This window comes from Desulfonema magnum (genome assembly GCF_017377395.1).
Lineage (GTDB): Bacteria > Desulfobacterota > Desulfobacteria > Desulfobacterales > 4be13 > Desulfonema_C > Desulfonema_C magnum.
Window position 1 is genome coordinate 2,717,032 of record NZ_CP061800.1, and the last position, 16,616, is coordinate 2,733,647.

General features: G+C 43.0%; 15 protein-coding genes. 4 read left to right on the forward strand and 11 right to left on the reverse strand.

The annotated features are described in order from the left end of the window. Positions 1–121 precede the first annotated feature (121 nt). The 11 genes from dnm_RS10955 to tolQ all read right to left on the reverse strand — a co-directional run bounded on the left by dnm_RS10955 (position 122) and on the right by tolQ (position 10,959). A complete protein-coding gene (locus dnm_RS10955; RefSeq protein WP_207682688.1) occupies positions 122–1,066 on the reverse strand; it encodes an RloB family protein in 945 nt (314 codons plus the stop codon). Between the two features lies 1 nt (position 1,067). Further along, a complete protein-coding gene (locus dnm_RS10960; RefSeq protein ID WP_207682689.1) occupies positions 1,068–2,348 on the reverse strand; it encodes an AAA family ATPase in 1,281 nt (426 codons plus the stop codon). 339 nt (positions 2,349–2,687) lie between these two features. After that, complete coding sequence (ybgF, locus tag dnm_RS10965; protein ID WP_207682690.1) at positions 2,688–3,512, reverse strand: tol-pal system protein YbgF; 825 nt, start codon at positions 3,510–3,512, stop codon at positions 2,688–2,690. Between the two features lie 531 nt (positions 3,513–4,043). After that, positions 4,044–4,259 carry a ParE family toxin-like protein gene (locus tag dnm_RS31780; RefSeq protein WP_435051588.1) on the reverse strand — a complete coding sequence of 72 codons (216 nt, stop codon included), beginning with the start codon at positions 4,257–4,259 and terminating at the stop codon, positions 4,044–4,046. A 54-nt stretch (positions 4,260–4,313) separates the two neighbouring features. Next, positions 4,314–4,532 (reverse strand): hypothetical protein, encoded by a 219-nt coding sequence (locus dnm_RS10970; protein ID WP_207682691.1) that lies wholly within the window; start codon positions 4,530–4,532, stop codon positions 4,314–4,316. 1,158 nt (positions 4,533–5,690) lie between these two features. Next, complete coding sequence (gene pal / locus dnm_RS10975) at positions 5,691–6,314, reverse strand: peptidoglycan-associated lipoprotein Pal (RefSeq protein WP_207682692.1); 624 nt, start codon at positions 6,312–6,314, stop codon at positions 5,691–5,693. A gap of 165 nt (positions 6,315–6,479) precedes the next feature. Continuing rightward, positions 6,480–7,841 (reverse strand): Tol-Pal system beta propeller repeat protein TolB, encoded by a 1,362-nt coding sequence (tolB, locus tag dnm_RS10980; protein WP_246556291.1) that lies wholly within the window; start codon positions 7,839–7,841, stop codon positions 6,480–6,482. Positions 7,842–7,844: 3 nt separating this feature from the next. Further along, on the reverse strand, positions 7,845–8,927 hold the full coding sequence (tolA, locus tag dnm_RS10985) for a cell envelope integrity protein TolA (protein WP_207682693.1): 1,083 nt from the start codon (positions 8,925–8,927) through the stop codon (positions 7,845–7,847). Between the two features lie 146 nt (positions 8,928–9,073). Beyond that, positions 9,074–9,508 (reverse strand): ExbD/TolR family protein, encoded by a 435-nt coding sequence (locus dnm_RS10990; RefSeq protein ID WP_207682694.1) that lies wholly within the window; start codon positions 9,506–9,508, stop codon positions 9,074–9,076. A 141-nt stretch (positions 9,509–9,649) separates the two neighbouring features. Then, entirely contained in the window at positions 9,650–10,183 is a 534-nt protein-coding gene (locus dnm_RS10995) for a hypothetical protein (RefSeq protein ID WP_207682695.1), read from the reverse strand. A 71-nt stretch (positions 10,184–10,254) separates the two neighbouring features. Further along, positions 10,255–10,959 (reverse strand): protein TolQ, encoded by a 705-nt coding sequence (tolQ, locus tag dnm_RS11000; protein WP_246556293.1) that lies wholly within the window; start codon positions 10,957–10,959, stop codon positions 10,255–10,257. Positions 10,960–11,592: 633 nt separating this feature from the next. Here tolQ and dnm_RS11005 point away from each other — a divergent pair. The 4 genes from dnm_RS11005 to dnm_RS11020 all read left to right on the forward strand — a co-directional run bounded on the left by dnm_RS11005 (position 11,593) and on the right by dnm_RS11020 (position 16,496). After that, the gene (locus dnm_RS11005) at positions 11,593–12,231 is read left to right on the forward strand and encodes a succinate dehydrogenase cytochrome b subunit (RefSeq protein WP_207682696.1); all 639 of its coding nucleotides are present in this window, start codon (positions 11,593–11,595) and stop codon (positions 12,229–12,231) included. 121 nt (positions 12,232–12,352) lie between these two features. Then, complete coding sequence (locus tag dnm_RS11010) at positions 12,353–14,266, forward strand: fumarate reductase/succinate dehydrogenase flavoprotein subunit (RefSeq protein WP_207682697.1); 1,914 nt, start codon at positions 12,353–12,355, stop codon at positions 14,264–14,266. Then, entirely contained in the window at positions 14,263–15,033 is a 771-nt protein-coding gene (locus dnm_RS11015) for a succinate dehydrogenase/fumarate reductase iron-sulfur subunit (protein ID WP_219739703.1), read from the forward strand. The genes dnm_RS11010 and dnm_RS11015 overlap by 4 nt, the downstream gene beginning before the upstream one ends. 509 nt (positions 15,034–15,542) lie before the next feature. Further along, a complete protein-coding gene (locus dnm_RS11020; protein WP_207682698.1) occupies positions 15,543–16,496 on the forward strand; it encodes a DUF4351 domain-containing protein in 954 nt (317 codons plus the stop codon). The last annotated feature ends 120 nt before the right edge of the window (positions 16,497–16,616 follow it).

A 16,616-nucleotide genomic window follows, 5' to 3' on the forward strand; every position in this document is an offset into this window, starting at 1 on the left:
AGTTGAACCAGCACTGGCGCGATACACATGGCATAATTTATTATTCACTCGTGCTGATTCTCATTCATCAAGGGTGTATCGCTAGATTATGCCCTTTTGGCAATCTGATTCACTTCATATATTAACCTTCTAATTTGACAAGTAAAACATAATTTTTAAATTTAAAATTCAGTATAGCCCTGTCCGATTCAATTAATTTTGGAAAAATGAGTTCAAAATTTTTTGTTTCATTATTGGCTATTATTACAGTTTTCTTAATTGTTGGATCGAAACGTTTCTTATTGTTATCAATAAGATAAAAATTACGGCTTTTGTTATTTTCAATATGAGTATATAATTTATGACTGTTTTTCATTACAACTCGAAGAGTTATGTTTTTTTGCCTTTTCTCATATTTTTCAATTTTAATACACAATCCCTCAATTGAAGTAAATTCCCCTATCCTTCCCCAAACAATCTTCTGATTATAACCTATCAATATTGATACAAGTTTATCTACATCAGTATAAGGATTAATTTTATAAATTTTCCCACCATTTTGTTTTAATTCATTTTCCATTTTATGACGCAGCCATGCTGCATTTTCCATTGCCCTGTCTATCTTATTTTTTAATTTATGATAAATTTGGGTTGCCTTTTCATACTCAGGATAGTGATCAGAACTATCCAAATAATTTATAATATCTTGAGATTTTGAAAATGGACTTTTGTTTTTCTCATAATGCAGTAACACCCAATGTTCAAAACATATACTTGAAAAACCAATCTTTACCTGTTTTCCTCTTTTTTTTGCGATTTTAAATGCTTCTGCATGTTTTGTATATCCATCTTTATCAAAAACTGCCCAGTATTGTGCGTCTTTATCATCCTTGCTTATATGAGACTGGGCCAATTCTACGAGTTCAAGTGCAGTGGTTTTATCAGTGTCTTTTACAATTACATCGAAGGCATAATCAGATTTTTCAATATCTTCTTTGATGCTTTTAAAGTATATTTCCTCTGTTTCACCTTCACAGACAATCAGTATGTAAGGTTTTAATTTCCGTTTTTTTCCTTTTCTTCTCATGCTATTCATCACCAAAAATAAATTGGATTTCCTTGATATTCGGAAGACCTCCGAATTTGCCTTTCATATACCATTGTTCAAATGGAATATCATCCGGTACCCCTTCAAAATCAGTAACAGAGAATAAATCGGTCTCTCCATATTTATTTTTTTCAGTAATCCATATCTGGTCCTTTCTGAATAATTCTTTATCTAACAATGTTGTCTCATGCGTAGAGAAGATCAGTTGGACATTTCTGGGGTTAACTTTGGGATGATGAAATAATTTAACAATAAACTTACATAATTTAGGATGTAAGCTACTTTCTAATTCATCAAAAAAAATAACGCCTCCGGTTTCAAATTTTTCCAGTATTAATCCGCCTAAAGCATATAATACTTTAGTACCATTAGATTCCTCATCAAAATTAAAAGGTGTTGCTTTTAAAATTTCTCCATTGTCATATACATTATGAACAGATTCAATTTTATACTTATTTTGACGAAAAATTTCCTGCTTTAATTCGTTAGGAAAATTTTCCGGGAGAATAAACTCATGTTCTTTTTTTTCACTAATTGATATACTATTTATTTGAGTATCTGCAATCCTGATGAATTTATCTAAGCGACGTTTTAGTTTGGCATTATCTTCTTTAACCAAAATTTCTAACATTTGTTTTGTATAACCTAGTTTTCTTATTAAATCTCCTGTTTTTATTCTGTTTTTAAAGTAGTTATAAATTCCGTTCATCTGTTTATGAGGGCTGTTACCAGTTTCGGACAGATACAAGTGATTTTCAAGTATCTTTTTGGGAACCTGCCTTTTGTCAGTAAAGTACCCACCTAGCTTAACCTCATCATTATTTGTTCGGATAAACAGATTAGCCTTCTGTCCTTTAGGATAAAAATCCAGTATTTCAGAAAAAATTTTCTTTTTATCAAATGATATAGAATAGTTGTATTTTATATTATCTATCCCTAAAAAAACGATTTTAAAATGTGAGGGCGAGGTCCGATATGACTCATCAAACTCAAAAGGTTCATAATAGAAAATATCGTCACCAATATATAATTTTGAAGAATCAAGAATAAATGAAGTTAAAGCAAAAAACGCCTTTATAATGTTTGTCTTTCCGGACGCATTAGCACCGTAAATCACTGCTGATTTTAGCAGGCATAATTTATTTTTACTCTCCGGAACAAAAGTGTTCTCTAATTTGAGTTTTCCAGAATCAGCAACCATCGTCAGAGTTTGCTCTTCTTTTATTGATCTGAAATTGCTTACCGAAAATTCAATCAACATATTAGCATACTCCTAATCGAAAAGACTTCTGTAATATTTGGTATTTTATGAAGTCCATTTTTTTTGGAAAAAAAATAATGTTTTGTATAACTCGACGTTCAATTTTTTTCTTGTTGACTGAATTTATTGATATTTTTTCAACAGGTGATTTTATATCCCAATCAATAAATTCAATAGGTTATATTTATACAATCTTAAAAACAGGATTGACTGAGTTTTTTAACCTCTTGGAAATAAGCATGTTTTAAAGTCAAGATCAAAAAATTTGAACATCGAGTTAAAAGATTGTTTTTGTCAGGATTAAGATACTGACACCTGATCCCCTATAACTGTTCAACATTAAAAACTGTTTAATTTTTGCTCCGCGATATCCGCTTCATGAGACTGAGGATATCTGTCAATCAGTTCCTGCAGGATAAGACGGCCATTGGCTTTGTCGCCTAAATTTAAAAAAGAGAATCCCTGCTTTAAAAGCGCAGCTTTCACCTTATTGCCAGTCGGATATTTTTCTATCACGGATTGGTATTCTAAGATCGCTTTTTCATACCATTTTTGCTGATAATAGATTTCACCGAGCCAGAACTGAGAATTGTCAGCTCGTTTTGAATTGGGATATTTTTCCAGTAAAAGTTTAAACCCATCACGGGCTTTTTCATACGCTTTCTGATCAAATGCCTGTTTTGACAAGACATAGAGTTCATTATCCGAAAGCCCCTGGTCAAAGCGGCCTCTCGAATCTCCGGACTCCCGGTTCCCGGAAGGCATTCCCGGTTCAGATCCGGGGGACATGGCTTCGGGGGTCCTGATTCCTGAATCATCTCTTTGAAATGTCCTGGAACGCAAATTCCGGTCTAACGCTTCTAATCTTTTTTGATTCTTTTTTACAGTGTCTTCAAAAGCAGCTATTTTTCGTTTCAGCAGATAATCAGATTCTTCAAGTTTTCCTCTCAGGGACTGGATTTCCTCTCTGAACTCGTCAAACATGGCTTGCAGGCCCGCGGATTGCTTTCTCAGCACCTGCTCTTTTTCTTCGCGGGTTTTGCTGTAATCTTCAATGCGGGATTTAATATCCCTTTTGGCCTGGGCTTCGCGTTGTTCCAATTCCCTGTTACGCTGTTCCATCAGAAGGATACGCTCATTAAGCGCGACTAAGTCACGTTGCAACGCACATCCGCATAAAACGGAACAACACATTGAAATAATAAAAATTTTAAGTGTCATGGTAGATACGCTTTCAAAAAGTATGATGAAAAGATGTTCAGTGTTTCGGGAATCAGCCAGCCGGCAACCGTGTCGTGTTCTCTCCGGAGTTTGCGAGTGCGTCTGTCCGATCCGCCGAGGCACGCAGTTCGGCTTCAACAAGTGCTTCCAACTCAGACTGTTTGCCTCATCATCATTAACGACAGTTACGGCGATTCACATATGTTACGCATATCGTCCTTCTTAGTTCCCACCCGGCCTGCGATGCTGCCGGAGTTGAGAATTCCTCACGGTTTTCTCTCCCACGCCTTGCGGCATGAGGGTTACATTGTCCTCCGGGCTCTCACACCCCGCCGTTACCGGCGACGCATGCCGGAGTAAGAAACTGTCGGCAACACGACAGGTTGAACTTTCACTCCTCATAATGAGGAATGAAATCAACAATCAGATCAGCGACTTCATGTCGCACCCGCTCCATTTCATGGTTAGGCTTTTTTATAAACGATATAAGAGTTTCTCATAATCAGAATGTAAACCTGCCCAGAACCAGATGAGTGTGTTTCCTTTTTTTACCCCCACAGCCCGATAATTGTCACTTATCCTGACAGAATAAACAAGACTTGTCCTGCTGAACTTTTTTGAAATGAAGGCTCGGATGATAAGGATCTTTACGGAATTGTTTATAAGTATTTCTTGCCTGTTTTCTGACATTGCCCGGCAGCTTCGCCATTGCTTTGCGAAATCGTTCTGTGGTGTGTGAGACAATCACAGTTTTTCAGGCTCCAGCAGTTCGGTTCTGCCCTCCTCAAACTCCGCAACAGCCTCATCCGCAAGCTGAGCCAGCAAATCCTGTGATTCGGCAAAAAGCCTGCTCCAGCGTTTTTCAGAAGCAAGTTCGTTAAGAAGCCATCTGCCCAACATATTCTGATCAGCTTCCGGCAGCTTCGAAGCCTCCGCAAATGCCTGTGTAAGAAGATGTGTCATCTAAGCACCTCTTTATTTTTATTGAAGTTAATAAATTATTTGGGATCCCGACTTAACAGAAAACCTGCAAGTGTCAATATTGAGAAAATTAGCCACTCTCTATCAATTGATTGTTTGTTGATGTTCATATTCCAATTTTATGTTTTCCAATTCTGAGCATGAGATATACAAAAAATTTTCCGCCTTTTCCCTATATTCTGTTGAGTGCCATAGAACATTACTGCTTTTCCATCCGCAAAATCTGATAACATTCAGACAATCAAGACATATACTCGGAAGGCCAGTCACTTCAATTGTCCATGTCTTCGGTTGAAAATGAATAAACTCATTTCGTAATGAATTAAGCTTTTTAATGCTCCAACCCTCGTTAGCTTCAGGAGCATATTTTTTGCTGTTGATATACTGAAGCATTAATTCGCTTTTAATCTTTTTGTAGAGATTCAGAAAATAATCCATTTTTTTCATTTGGAATATATATATTGCCATTTGCATAGTCATCAAGCCAAGATTTTTTATCATTACCAGACCGGATATACACCCAAATATTTTTTTAGAATTGCTTTTTTATGTTTTATATCTGTTTTCATTTTTCAGAGACTCCAATGATAAAATTTCATATTATGGTTTAAAGCCTAACCAGTTGATGTACGATTTTTTTTCGGCAACAATCCGCAACCGCATATTGGCCGGAAAGTTTGTTTTTAACATATGCCAAAGATAATTATATCTAAGTACCCGGCCAAAAGTTTTCCCATATTTTATCGGCGCTGTCCTATGACAATTCAAAATCTGATTCTGGAAAACATATGGCCGGGAACTTATGAAATGACAGATGAAAAATCAAATTTTTTTTCCGAATTTTTCGGATAAAAGATTTTTATATGCAAATTGGCATGAAATATAAATGATTGTCTTGTTGTCGAACAAATGTTGGAATTTTTACGGACTTGTTCCGGTTGTCATGGCTCTGTTTTTGCATTTTGTCCAACATGCAATTTTTAATATTGGCCGGAAGATGACCAGCTTCTCCAAGTTCCGCAATGATTTATGCCCATGTGGTGAACAAAGGCGGAAAAGGGGTTCGGGTCCCGGCCGCCGGACGAAGTTTGAAACCCCCATCCGGCAATCGAAATCTCTTTGCCCCCTTTGCGAGCAGATTTACTCTGCGACAAAATGGGCACGTCTGTTTTTTCTCCAGGCACGTTCATTACTTCCCGGATCCAAAGGACGTTCCTCACCATAGCTGATGGTGGTTAATCGTGACGGTGAAATTCCCAAATGCGTCAGGAAACTCTTTGCACTTTCGGCACGCCTGTCTCCCAGCGCCAAGTTATATTCATTGGTACCCCGTTCATCACAATGTCCTTCAATCACCACGGAAACCCCCGGATGATTCCGGAGCCATTCCGCTTTTTGTCTCAAAATATCCTGCGCCATCGAAGATAACGCTGCACTGTCATAATCAAAACGGATATCTTCCGCCATGACTGATCTTCTCTCAGCCATCGTACCCGGGGCAACAGATGCCTGATGACGACCGCCTCTGAGCTGTCTCTCTCGCTCCTGTCTGAGTCGCTCCTGCCTCAGACGTTCCTGCTCAATTGCCTGCTGCCTTGCCAGCCTATCCTTTTCAGAATTTCTCGGTGTTGTCTGTCTCGGCATCATTGTATCCTGAAGAAGCGCCTCTTCAGCCTTAATTTTTTTTTTTGCACATGAAGCCGTAAACATCAATCCGGTGACGACAAACACCAGAGCCAACATCATACACATTTTCCTTCGCATCCGTCCTCCTTTCTGAACAAAGTGTTAGGTGTTAGGTGTTAAGTGTTAGGAAAAACATCAAAACTTTCATCATTCGTTGTGACCGGCAGATCATGCCCGTTTATATTAAAAAAGGCGGCATTTCCCTGATAGGGAATAAACAGGAAAATTATTTCATCTTTCATCTTAATTATCCATATTTCCCCATTTGGGGTTTGTCTGCTGGCCTGGCAGGGTAAGCAGACGCCTCTGGTCCGTGCCATAAGCGGTCATCACATAAATTCTGGAGGGTCCCTCACGGGTTGAACTGAAAACAATCATGCTTCCGTCCGGAGACCATGAGGGCGACTCATTATCTCTTGCTTTATAGGTCAGTCGGACCGGACCCCTGCCATCAAAACCGACAACGCAGATATTGAACTCCCCGCTTTTTTCTCTGGCTGAATACGAAACCTTATCGCCCCTGGGGGACCAGGCAGGCTGGGTATTGTACTGACCCTGAAATGTCAGCCTTTCAACTCTTCCTGAATTGATATGCTTGATATAAATCTGAGGAGTTCCTGACCTGTTTGAAACAAAGGCCATTTTTGCGCCGTCAGGAGACCACGCGGGAGATGTGTCAATTCCCCATTGATTGGTCAGTTTTTTAATCTTTTCTCCTCTTCCGGTCAACAGATAAATATCCTGGTCCCCTTCATAAGAAAGCGTGGCAGCCAGTTTGAACTGACCCGGAACCCATGCGGGCGTGATGTTGATTCCCTTATTCTGAATTACAAATCCTCGTTTTTCTTGCAGATGTTTTATGAATATGTCGGGTTTGCCTCTTGCATATGAGGTGTAGGCGATCCATTTTCCATCTGAGGACCATGCCGGAAAAAGCGTGATTGTTTTGTGATGAGTGAACGCTCTGGAATTCTGGCCGTCAAAATCGCACAGGTATATTTCTTTGTTCCCTGAGCTTGTGGATACAAAAGCAATGTCACTGTCAAAAATGCCCTGTCTGCCGGTAAGATAATAAATCACCTCATTGCAGAAGGTTCGCATCACTTTCTTCAGCTTATCTTTCCCTGCCGTGTATTTTTTTCCAAGCAGTATCTGGCTTTTGAAAGTGTCAAACAGACGGAGTTCCATTGTCAGGGTTCCGTCATTTATCCAGATACCGCCTGTGATCAGCAGTTCGGCACCAATGCCCGTCCAGTTCCGGAAATTGGTGGTTGAGCCGGTAATATCGGATTCACGGGGATTTTCAAGAAAAGCGCCTCGGTCAAGTATTTTGAAATAGCCTGTAAACTCCAAATTTTCCGCACACAGGTCCGGAGCGTTTCTTGATACCTGCGTATTCACCTGGCCCTGAGGCATGATCCTGAATAAAGGGATGGCAATGGGAATTCTTCGCAATGAGGGATTGGTGATATCAATATAGTCCTGTTCTGCCAGACACGGGGCTGAAAAAATAAAAAGAAACGCCATTGCAATTTGGCAGATTAATTTAATACGACCTCCTGTCATAAGAATATCCATTATTTTTCGTTCAAAGCTTTGCTTCATTTTCTAGTTAAATCCCTCCGGCCCGAATCTCAGCCTGAGTTCACGAGAGGGTTCTCCTCCCGGAAGCGGGGGAAAGGGAGCTGATTTTCTGACGGCTTTGTATGCTGATTCATCCAAATATCTGTTTCCGGACTTTTTTTCAAACCAGACATCTGCTATGTTGCCGTCTGACAAAACCTTAACCGCCAAGATCGCTCGCAAGTCACTGCGTCCTCCGGCCAGATGCTCCGCAAATGCCCAGTTTTTCTCAATATGATACCGAAGCTGGGCTTTATATATTTCTGGCAGTTCTGAGGAGTAGCCGCCAGTGCCTCCCCGGCCTGTTCCCCCGGGTACGCCTCCCTTCTGACCGGTTCTGCTTTTTTTCTTTTTACTCACGGTCTTCTTTATTCCGGCAATAGCATTGCTAATCTGTTCAGACCTTTTCAGGCTTTCAGATTTTTTACTGAGCTTCTTCAGATTCTTAGGTTTCTTATTTGCCCATACCTTTGGTTTTTTCTTTTTCGGTTTTTTCGGCTTCTCTTCCAGCTTTTTCACAGGTTCCGGCTTTTTTACCGGTTCACATGCAAGGTCGCGGCCATTACAGTTCTGATCTATGCCATCACCGCATATTTCAGGCGCTCCCGGATGAACACTCGGGTCATTATCATTGCAGTCTCCCTGATTCTTTGTGTATCCGTCACCGTCATTATCTGTTTCTCCCGGATCCGGCTCCTTTGGCGTTTCCAGCTTTGCCAACTGAACTTCGGGTTCTTCAGGTTCTGCCACTTCTTTTTCCGGCGCTTCCGACGCTTCCGGCACTTCGGGTTCCGGAGTTACTTCTTCTTCGGGTTCCGGTTCTGCAACGGCTTCCTCAGCGACTTCTTGTTCCGGCGATTCCGGTGTCGCTGTCACCTCTTCAAATTCTTCAGGTGGTTCAGATGCATCATCCGTTGGTAATGTAATCATACTGACGTTTATAACAGAAGGCGAAAAATTTTTAACCGGCGCATGTGCGGGTGCAAAAATCAGACCTGCAAAAAAAATCAGATGAAATATTAATGAGATAACAAATGTTAAAGAAAATGTGCGAAAATTGTTTTCCATTCCATATCAACCCCCCTTCTGTCTCTTTTTTTATTATAAATCTGATCAGAAGTACAAGGAAATCAGATAAGAAAAGGAAAAAAAATTCCTCTTCTTATCCTTTTTCCTTGTACTTTTTTTACAGAGACAGAACGGCTGTTCTTTCATCAGCCTGTCGGGTTCTTATCTTCCTTATTTTGATCAGACGGCACTGTCACCAGCCCCAGATTTGTCACCCCGGCCCCTTTTATTTCAGACATAATGTGAATGGCGATCCCATAAGCGATATCTTTATCCGCCCGGAAATAGACCTCACGATCTGTGCGGCCATCGAGGACTTTTACCAGTTTCTCCTGAAGCATATCAAGAGGCACCTGATAATTATTAATATATACATGATTGGTTTTGTCAATAGTAACCACAAGCTGTTCCTGTTCCGAAGGAAGGGCTTCGGAACTCGCTTCCGGCAAGGCCACATCCACGCCCTGGGTCATCATCGGGGCCGTTACCATAAAAATAATCAAAAGGACCAGCATGACATCAACAAAAGGCGTCACGTTAATGTCAGACATAAGACGGTCGTTGTTTGTTCCCATTGCCATTAGTCTATCCTCAGTTGTCAGTGACAAGTCACAAATCACAATCAAGTTTTAAATCACAAATCAACATAAAGCTAACCGGCGGGCGGTGTTTACCCCGGCGTTTCAATGCCGGTCAGCCCGCCCGTCCGGTTGAGCGCTGGGTTAGGGCCAATTGAGACCGCTACAACATATTTCAATAGACCCTTCCTCGGGTATTCTTGTCCAATCATAAATATCCAATTTCGTTATAGCTTCAAATAGTTCAGGAATAACGATAAGTAATGGTTTAAAAGTTTCGGGTTCTAGCTTATCCCAAAGTTCCATTATGTTTACCCAAGGTTGGTTCCCTCTATGGGCACCAATGTTATTTCTAATTTCAATAATATCCTTTTCTACATCTTTCTTTGTGATGTGATACTTTTTAAAAAGAGATTTTATTTCTTCTGCCTCGGGTTCAGAGATATAACCTTTCGGCACTTTATTTTTTGGCTCACCCTTTATGATTGTAAAAATAATACCTTGAAGCTTTTCAAGCTGTTCAACAATCGAGCGAAGTTCGACAACGATATATTTAAAGAGCAGTTTTCTTTCATAATCTGTTTTGGTGTTCTTTCTGATTTTGGATAAACACAGAATGTCTTCCCAAGTGTGAGATATAATGCTTGGGTGGTGTTCCAAAACTGGATTTGACCCCATATTTGCAGAACTGATTCAATGGGTTAAAAAAGTTTAAGTCCATTTTCAGAACACTAGCCCTAATATTGCTGTTACCGAATATCCCGCTCAATGATATTTAAAAAATCAGCAGAAAAGCTTTCCAATTCAGATTCAATGATTTTTATCTTTTGCATGAAATAATTAAACCCAATTACCGCAGGTATTGCAACTGCGAGTCCTGCAGCAGTCGCCACAAGTGCTTCGGATATTCCGGGAGCCACAACAGCAAGGCTGGCAGAACCTCTCAGGCCAATGCCATGAAAAGAATTCATGATCCCCCATACCGTACCGAACAAACCAATAAATGGTGTTGTGTTTCCGGTTGTGGCAAGAAAAGGGATCATTTGCGTCATTCGGGTGACTTCCGTGTTAATGGCCCGTTTCAAAGAGCGTTTTACATTGTCTATCCCGGTAAATCTGCCGCTCAGGGTCGCATCAGCTTCTTTGTCAGACGGCAGCTGCGGCCCTGCCTCACTCAGTTTTTTCAGTTCAAGGTATCCAATACGGAATATTCTTGCAACAGGGCTTCCGCGAAGCTCCTGAGCCTCTTTAAACGCAACAGCAAGATCACGGCTTTCCCAAAAAATATCTGTAAAAAAGGCAGATTCTCTGTAGGCTCTTCTGATATAACGATACTTGATAAGAATGATTGTCCATGATGTGATGGAAAAAAAAAGTAAAAGAAGCAACACCATCTGAACCATAAGGCCGGCGTTGCGTATCATGTGGATGATATCTAATTCTCCGAAAACCATTAAAACAACTCCGATTTAACAAGGTGTTAAGTGTTAGGTGTTAAGTGTCAGGTGTTAAGTGTCAGGTGTTAAGTGTCAGGTGTTAAGTGTTAAAAAAAAAATTGTGAAACTTTTATGTTTTCACAGGGAATTTACCTGATTGTTCTGATTTAGTCATACTTACTTCGCAAATTGTTTTTAAATATTTTAGAATATAGCAATTCAATCATACTGTCAAGAAGTTTGACATGACTTCAATGGCATCCAAAGATCAAAAATCTGTTGACAGACTGAATCGGATTTAATAAAGAATGTAGTTTTAATTTTAAATTCTTATTTAGCAATACTTCGGATAATTTTTGGAGATGAAGGGATTCCTAAATTTTAACCTATTGAAATTAAAGATTTTTATGACTCTCATAAAATCAATATGTTATAAAAAAACCGTCCGACGTGCTGATGTGGAAAATGTGAATTTTATCTTCAAAATTAACTGATGATAACGGATTTAGGGGAGATTCGGCCAGGCCCTGTAAGGGCGACATATTTGCAGCAGCCAAGTGAATATGCCGCCTGACGGGGCCTGGCCGACCTCCCCGGAATTCGTTATCATCAGAAAATTGATATTTAAATTCTTAAACAAGGAGGAAAGAGATGAATTGGTTTGTAAACACGCTTGGAACCTCCATCGGGAAGAAGCTGATGATGGCCTTTACCGGCCTTTGCTTCTGCGGTTTCCTGGTGGTACACCTTGCCGGCAATCTTACTTTGTACGGAGGGAAAGATTTTTTTAACGGGTATGTGGCGCATCTGCATTCTTACGGGCCGTTAATCAACGTAGCGGAATTGATTCTTCTGACACTGGCGATCATCCATGTCCTGACAGGAACATTTTTGTTTTTTGGAAACCTGAGCGCAAGACCGAAAAGATACGCTGTCAATAAAAGCGCCGGGGGCCGCACCATCGGATCAGCAACCATGCCTTATACCGGCTTTCTTATGCTGATTTTTATTATTTTCCACCTTTTCAATTTCCATTTTGCAGATCATGCGACTCAGACTGTTTTTGATATCGTATCCAATGCATTTGCAGCAGGCGGATATGTTACCATTTACATCATCTCAATGGTTATTGTCGCCATCCATGTCAGCCACGGATTTTGGAGCGCATTCCAGACCCTCGGTGCCAATCACCCGAAATACATGCCCCTTATCCAGGGACTTGGCACTGCATTCAGTCTGATTGTCGGAATCGGTTTTGGTTTTATTCCGATTTATGTTTTTACGGCATAGAATCGGGGCGATGGGCAAGAGGCAAGGGGCTTGGGGATTGGAAAAAATCATAAATCAGACCCCCAACCCCCTCTCGCCTCTCGCCCCTCGCCTCATACCCCAAATCTAGAAAGGAAAAAATATGCGGCTTGACGCAAAAATGCCGGGAGGCCCTCTTGAGAAAAAATGGGATAAACACCGTTTTGAACTGAAGCTGGTGAACCCGGCCAATAAAAGAAAATTTAATATCATCGTCGTGGGCACCGGCCTCGCCGGAGGCTCGGCAGCGGCGACACTTGCCGAACTTGGCTATAATGTAAAAAATTTCTGCATTCAGGACAGCCCCCGCCGGGCGCACAGCATCGCGGCCCAGGGCGGTATCAACGCAGCAAAAAATTATACCAACGAAGGCGACAGCATCTGGCGTCTGTTTTATGACACTGTGAAAGGCGGCGATTTCAGAGCCAGGGAAGCCAATGTGTATCGTCTGGCCCAGGTCAGTAATAATATTATTGACCAGTGTGTGGCCCAGGGCGTGCCTTTTGCACGGGATTACGGGGGACTGCTTGCAAACCGCTCTTTTGGCGGCGCGCAGGTCTCAAGGACCTTTTACGCCAGAGGTCAGACAGGCCAGCAGCTTCTTCTGGGAGCTTACAGTTCATTGTCACGCCAGATCGCAGCCGGAAAGGTGGAAATGTTCCCCCGCCGGGAAATGCTTGATCTGGTTGTCATCAACGGACAGGCCAGGGGAATTGTGGTCAGAAATCTGATCACCGGTGAGATTGAAAATCACGAAGCGCACGCGGTTGTATTGTGTACTGGCGGCTATGGAAATGTGTTCTTTCTTTCCACCAATGCCATGGCATCCAACGTAACCGCTGCCTATCGGGCTTACAAACGGGGAGCGTTCTTTGCCAACCCGTGCTTCACGCAGATTCACCCCACCTGTATTCCTGTTCACGGCGATTATCAGTCCAAACTGACCCTCATGAGCGAGAGTCTGAGAAATGACGGCCGGGTATGGGTTCCCAAAAAGCCCGGGGACAAACGTCCGCCTCACCAGATTCCTGAATCTGAGCGGGATTATTATTTGGAGAACAAATATCCCAGCTTCGGAAACCTGGTTCCCCGGGATGTGGCATCCCGTAACGCCAAAGAGCAGTGCGACATGGGAAAAGGCGCGGGGGAAACCGGACTGGCGGTATATCTGGACTTTGAAGATGCCATCAAAAGAGACGGAAAAGATGTCATTGAGAAAAAATATGGCAACCTTTTCCAGATGTATGAGAAAATTACCGATCAGAATCCTTATGAGACCCCGATGATGATCTTCCCCGCGGTTCATTATACCATGGGCGGCCTGTGGGTGGATTACAACCTTATGAGTACCGTTGACGGTCTGTTTGTTCTGGGTGAGGCCAATTTTTCAGATCACGGCGCAAACCGTCTCGGAGCCAGCGCGCTCATGCAGGGCCTCGCGGACGGTTATTTTGTCATTCCTTATACCATTGGCGGCTACCTTACCGGCACATCCCTTCCGGATGTGGGAACCGATCACCCCGCGTTCAGAGATGCGGCCGGACAGGCAAGGAGTCGTATTAACAAACTTCTCTCCGTAAAAGGAAAGCGGACCGTTGATGATTTCCACAGAGAACTGGGACTGATCATGTGGGACCACTGCGGCATGGGCAGAAATGACGAAGGACTCCGAAAGGCGAAAAAGATGATTCAGGAACTTCGCGGGGAATTCTGGGAAAATGTGCTTGTTCCGGGTTCGGACGGCGATTTTAACCAGAGTCTTGAAAGAGCCGGCCGTGTGGCAGATTTTCTTGAGTTCAGCGAACTGATGATCAGGGACGCGCTTGACCGGAGAGAATCCTGCGGGGGTCATTTCAATGAAGCGTTCCAGACAGAAGAGAACGAAGCCATGCGGGATGATGAAAATTTCTGTCATGTTGCAGCGTGGGAATATGCGGGTGATGACAAGGAACCTGAATTTCATAAGGAACCGCTGGTTTTTGAAAACGTCGAATTAACGCAAAGGAGTTACAAGTGACAACAGCAAAGACCATCAATCTGACATTAAAGGTCTGGCGACAGAAAGGACCCAAAGACAAGGGCAAATTTGAAACTTATCAGGCAAAGGCCATACCGACGGATATGTCCTTTCTGGAGATGCTCGATGTGGTCAATGAGCAACTGACGCTTGAGGGAAAAGAACCTATTGCGTTTGATCATGACTGCCGGGAAGGGATCTGCGGCATGTGCGGAACGGTTGTCAACGGCCGTGCGCACGGTCCTGAAAAGGGAACCACCCTCTGCCAGCTCCATATGCGGCGTTTTTCTGACGGAGACACCATCGCGATTGAGCCGTGGCGGGCCATGGCGTTCAAGGTGGTCAAAGACCTGGTCGTGGATCGCAGCGCGTTTGACAAGCTCATCCAGGCCGGAGGGTATGTTTCCGTAAACGCAGGCGGTGCCCAGGATGCCAATTCTCTTCCCATTTCTCAGGAATTTGCTGAGAAATCCATGGATGCGGCCGCATGTATCGGATGCGGCGCGTGTGTGGCATCCTGTCCCAATGCGTCTGCCATGCTTTTTGTGGGCGCAAAGGTGTCTCAGCTTGCACTGCTGCCCCAGGGAAGACCGGAAGCTGCCCAGCGTGCCTTGTCAATGGTGAGAAAAATGGATGAACTCGGTTTTGGGAACTGCACAAACGAAAGAGAATGCGAGGCAGAATGTCCCAAAGAAATTTCCATCTCCAATATCGCGCGTCTGAATCGTGAATTTCTTAAAGCAGGCCTTTTTTCGTCTGTGAAATAGGGTTGTATTCTGAGCTTGCTACAGGGATGTTATACAAGAAAGATATAAAAATCAAATTGTTATAATCCTTTTATTCTATAGCATTCTTGTAGCAAAACCCAAAAATTCCACTTTCCTGCCTGATCGGAAAATGTGAACATCCGATCTCCGCTCCGTTTTGATCATCCCTTTGCTGTGGTACGGATCCACCCTGTTCTCCTCAATTGTCTGCCCCTGGCTACAGACCGACCGAAAATAACCCGGGCCCGGCTCAGATATTCGGGACGGATTTTCTCAGTTTCTCCGGTCCCGAAAAGATGGCTGAAAGGTTCGGGCTGCTTTGTTCTCCCTCCGGGACTCGGGAATCGGCAAATCTCACTTGAAAAAATCCTGAAAATCATTTAGCATGAAACTGTATGTTGAAAAAATCAGGTCTTCGGCTCCGACAGAAATCGGATTTTCGTGTTTTCATGACCGGGGATGAAACGTATTTTAATCGCTGACAAAAGGAGCGGAACAAGGCTGAGAACATGACAGAAAAACACGACTATGACACGCCCTGGAAAGAGGTGGTGGAACATTATTTTCCGGAGTTCGTGGCCTTCTTTTTTCCGAAAGCATTTCAGGATATTGACTGGAAAAGGGGCTATGAATTTCTGGACAAGGAACTGCAAAAAATAGCAAAGGATGCGGAGACTGGGCGGAGATATGTGGACAAACTGGTGAAGGTGTGGCTTAAAAACGGGGAGGATGCCTGGGCACTGATTCATGCGGACATTCAGATCGAAGGGGAAAAGAATTTTTCCGAGCGCATGTATATTTACAATTACAGACTGTATGACCGTTACCGCCGCCATGCGGCGAGTTTCGCCGTGATCGGATATGCGGGAAAGGCAGAGGACACCGGGAAGTTTGAAAAAAAGCTGTGGGACTGCGAAGTCAGGTTCCGCTTTCCGGTGGTTAGGCTGGGGGATTACGCAAAAGACCCGGAATCGCTGGAAAAAAGCGATAATCCTTTTGCGGTGGTCGTTCTGGCGCATCTGAAAACAAAGGCGACAGTCAGAGACAGCAAAAAACGGATGCGGGAGAAGATTGCCCTGATCAGGCATCTTTATCGCAAGGGCTTCTCAAAACAGGATATTGTCAGTCTGTTCCGGTTCATAGACTGGGTGATGTTCCTGCCGGAAAAGGAGGACGATCTGTTCTGGGAAGAAGTGTCAGTTTTTGAAAAGGAGGGAAAAATGCCGTATATCACAAGTGTCGAAAGAATCGGATATAAAAGGGGGATTCAGCAGGGAAGAACTGAGCAGGGACAGTCAATGTTGGCGAGGATGATTGCCAAAAAATTCAGAGTTCTGCCGGAGCAGGAGCTGTCAAAACTGGAAAAGCTGGGACCGGATGACCTGCTGGATCTGGGGGAGCAGCTTCTTGATTTTGAATCCCTGGAAGCGGTTTATCAGTGGATTGACAGGCGGACTGCGTGATTTACAGTCCCGGAGGGACAACCAAGCTGTGGGGTGGTCCTGGGGTCGGGGGCCGGAGTCGGGGGCGGACCATTCCAACCTCCTGAATATCAACAAAATATCTTCGAAAACACGCATCTC

Excerpts from the sequence above, each read along its gene's own strand:
- dnm_RS10955 (WP_207682688.1), bottom strand. The coding sequence starts at position 1,066 with ATGAGAAGAAAAGGAAAAAAACGGAAATTAAAACCTTACATACTGATT.
- dnm_RS10960 (WP_207682689.1), bottom strand. The coding sequence starts at position 2,348 with ATGTTGATTGAATTTTCGGTAAGCAATTTCAGATCAATAAAAGAAGAG.
- dnm_RS31780 (WP_435051588.1), bottom strand. The coding sequence starts at position 4,259 with ATGTCAGAAAACAGGCAAGAAATACTTATAAACAATTCCGTAAAGATC.
- dnm_RS10970 (WP_207682691.1), bottom strand. The coding sequence starts at position 4,532 with ATGACACATCTTCTTACACAGGCATTTGCGGAGGCTTCGAAGCTGCCG.
- pal (WP_207682692.1), bottom strand. The coding sequence starts at position 6,314 with ATGCGAAGGAAAATGTGTATGATGTTGGCTCTGGTGTTTGTCGTCACC.
- tolB (WP_246556291.1), bottom strand. The coding sequence starts at position 7,841 with ATGAAGCAAAGCTTTGAACGAAAAATAATGGATATTCTTATGACAGGA.
- tolA (WP_207682693.1), bottom strand. The coding sequence starts at position 8,927 with ATGGAAAACAATTTTCGCACATTTTCTTTAACATTTGTTATCTCATTA.
- dnm_RS10990 (WP_207682694.1), bottom strand. The coding sequence starts at position 9,508 with ATGGCAATGGGAACAAACAACGACCGTCTTATGTCTGACATTAACGTG.
- dnm_RS10995 (WP_207682695.1), bottom strand. The coding sequence starts at position 10,183 with ATGGGGTCAAATCCAGTTTTGGAACACCACCCAAGCATTATATCTCAC.
- tolQ (WP_246556293.1), bottom strand. The coding sequence starts at position 10,959 with ATGGTTTTCGGAGAATTAGATATCATCCACATGATACGCAACGCCGGC.
- dnm_RS11005 (WP_207682696.1), top strand. The coding sequence starts at position 11,593 with ATGAATTGGTTTGTAAACACGCTTGGAACCTCCATCGGGAAGAAGCTG.
- dnm_RS11010 (WP_207682697.1), top strand. The coding sequence starts at position 12,353 with ATGCGGCTTGACGCAAAAATGCCGGGAGGCCCTCTTGAGAAAAAATGG.
- dnm_RS11020 (WP_207682698.1), top strand. The coding sequence starts at position 15,543 with ATGACAGAAAAACACGACTATGACACGCCCTGGAAAGAGGTGGTGGAA.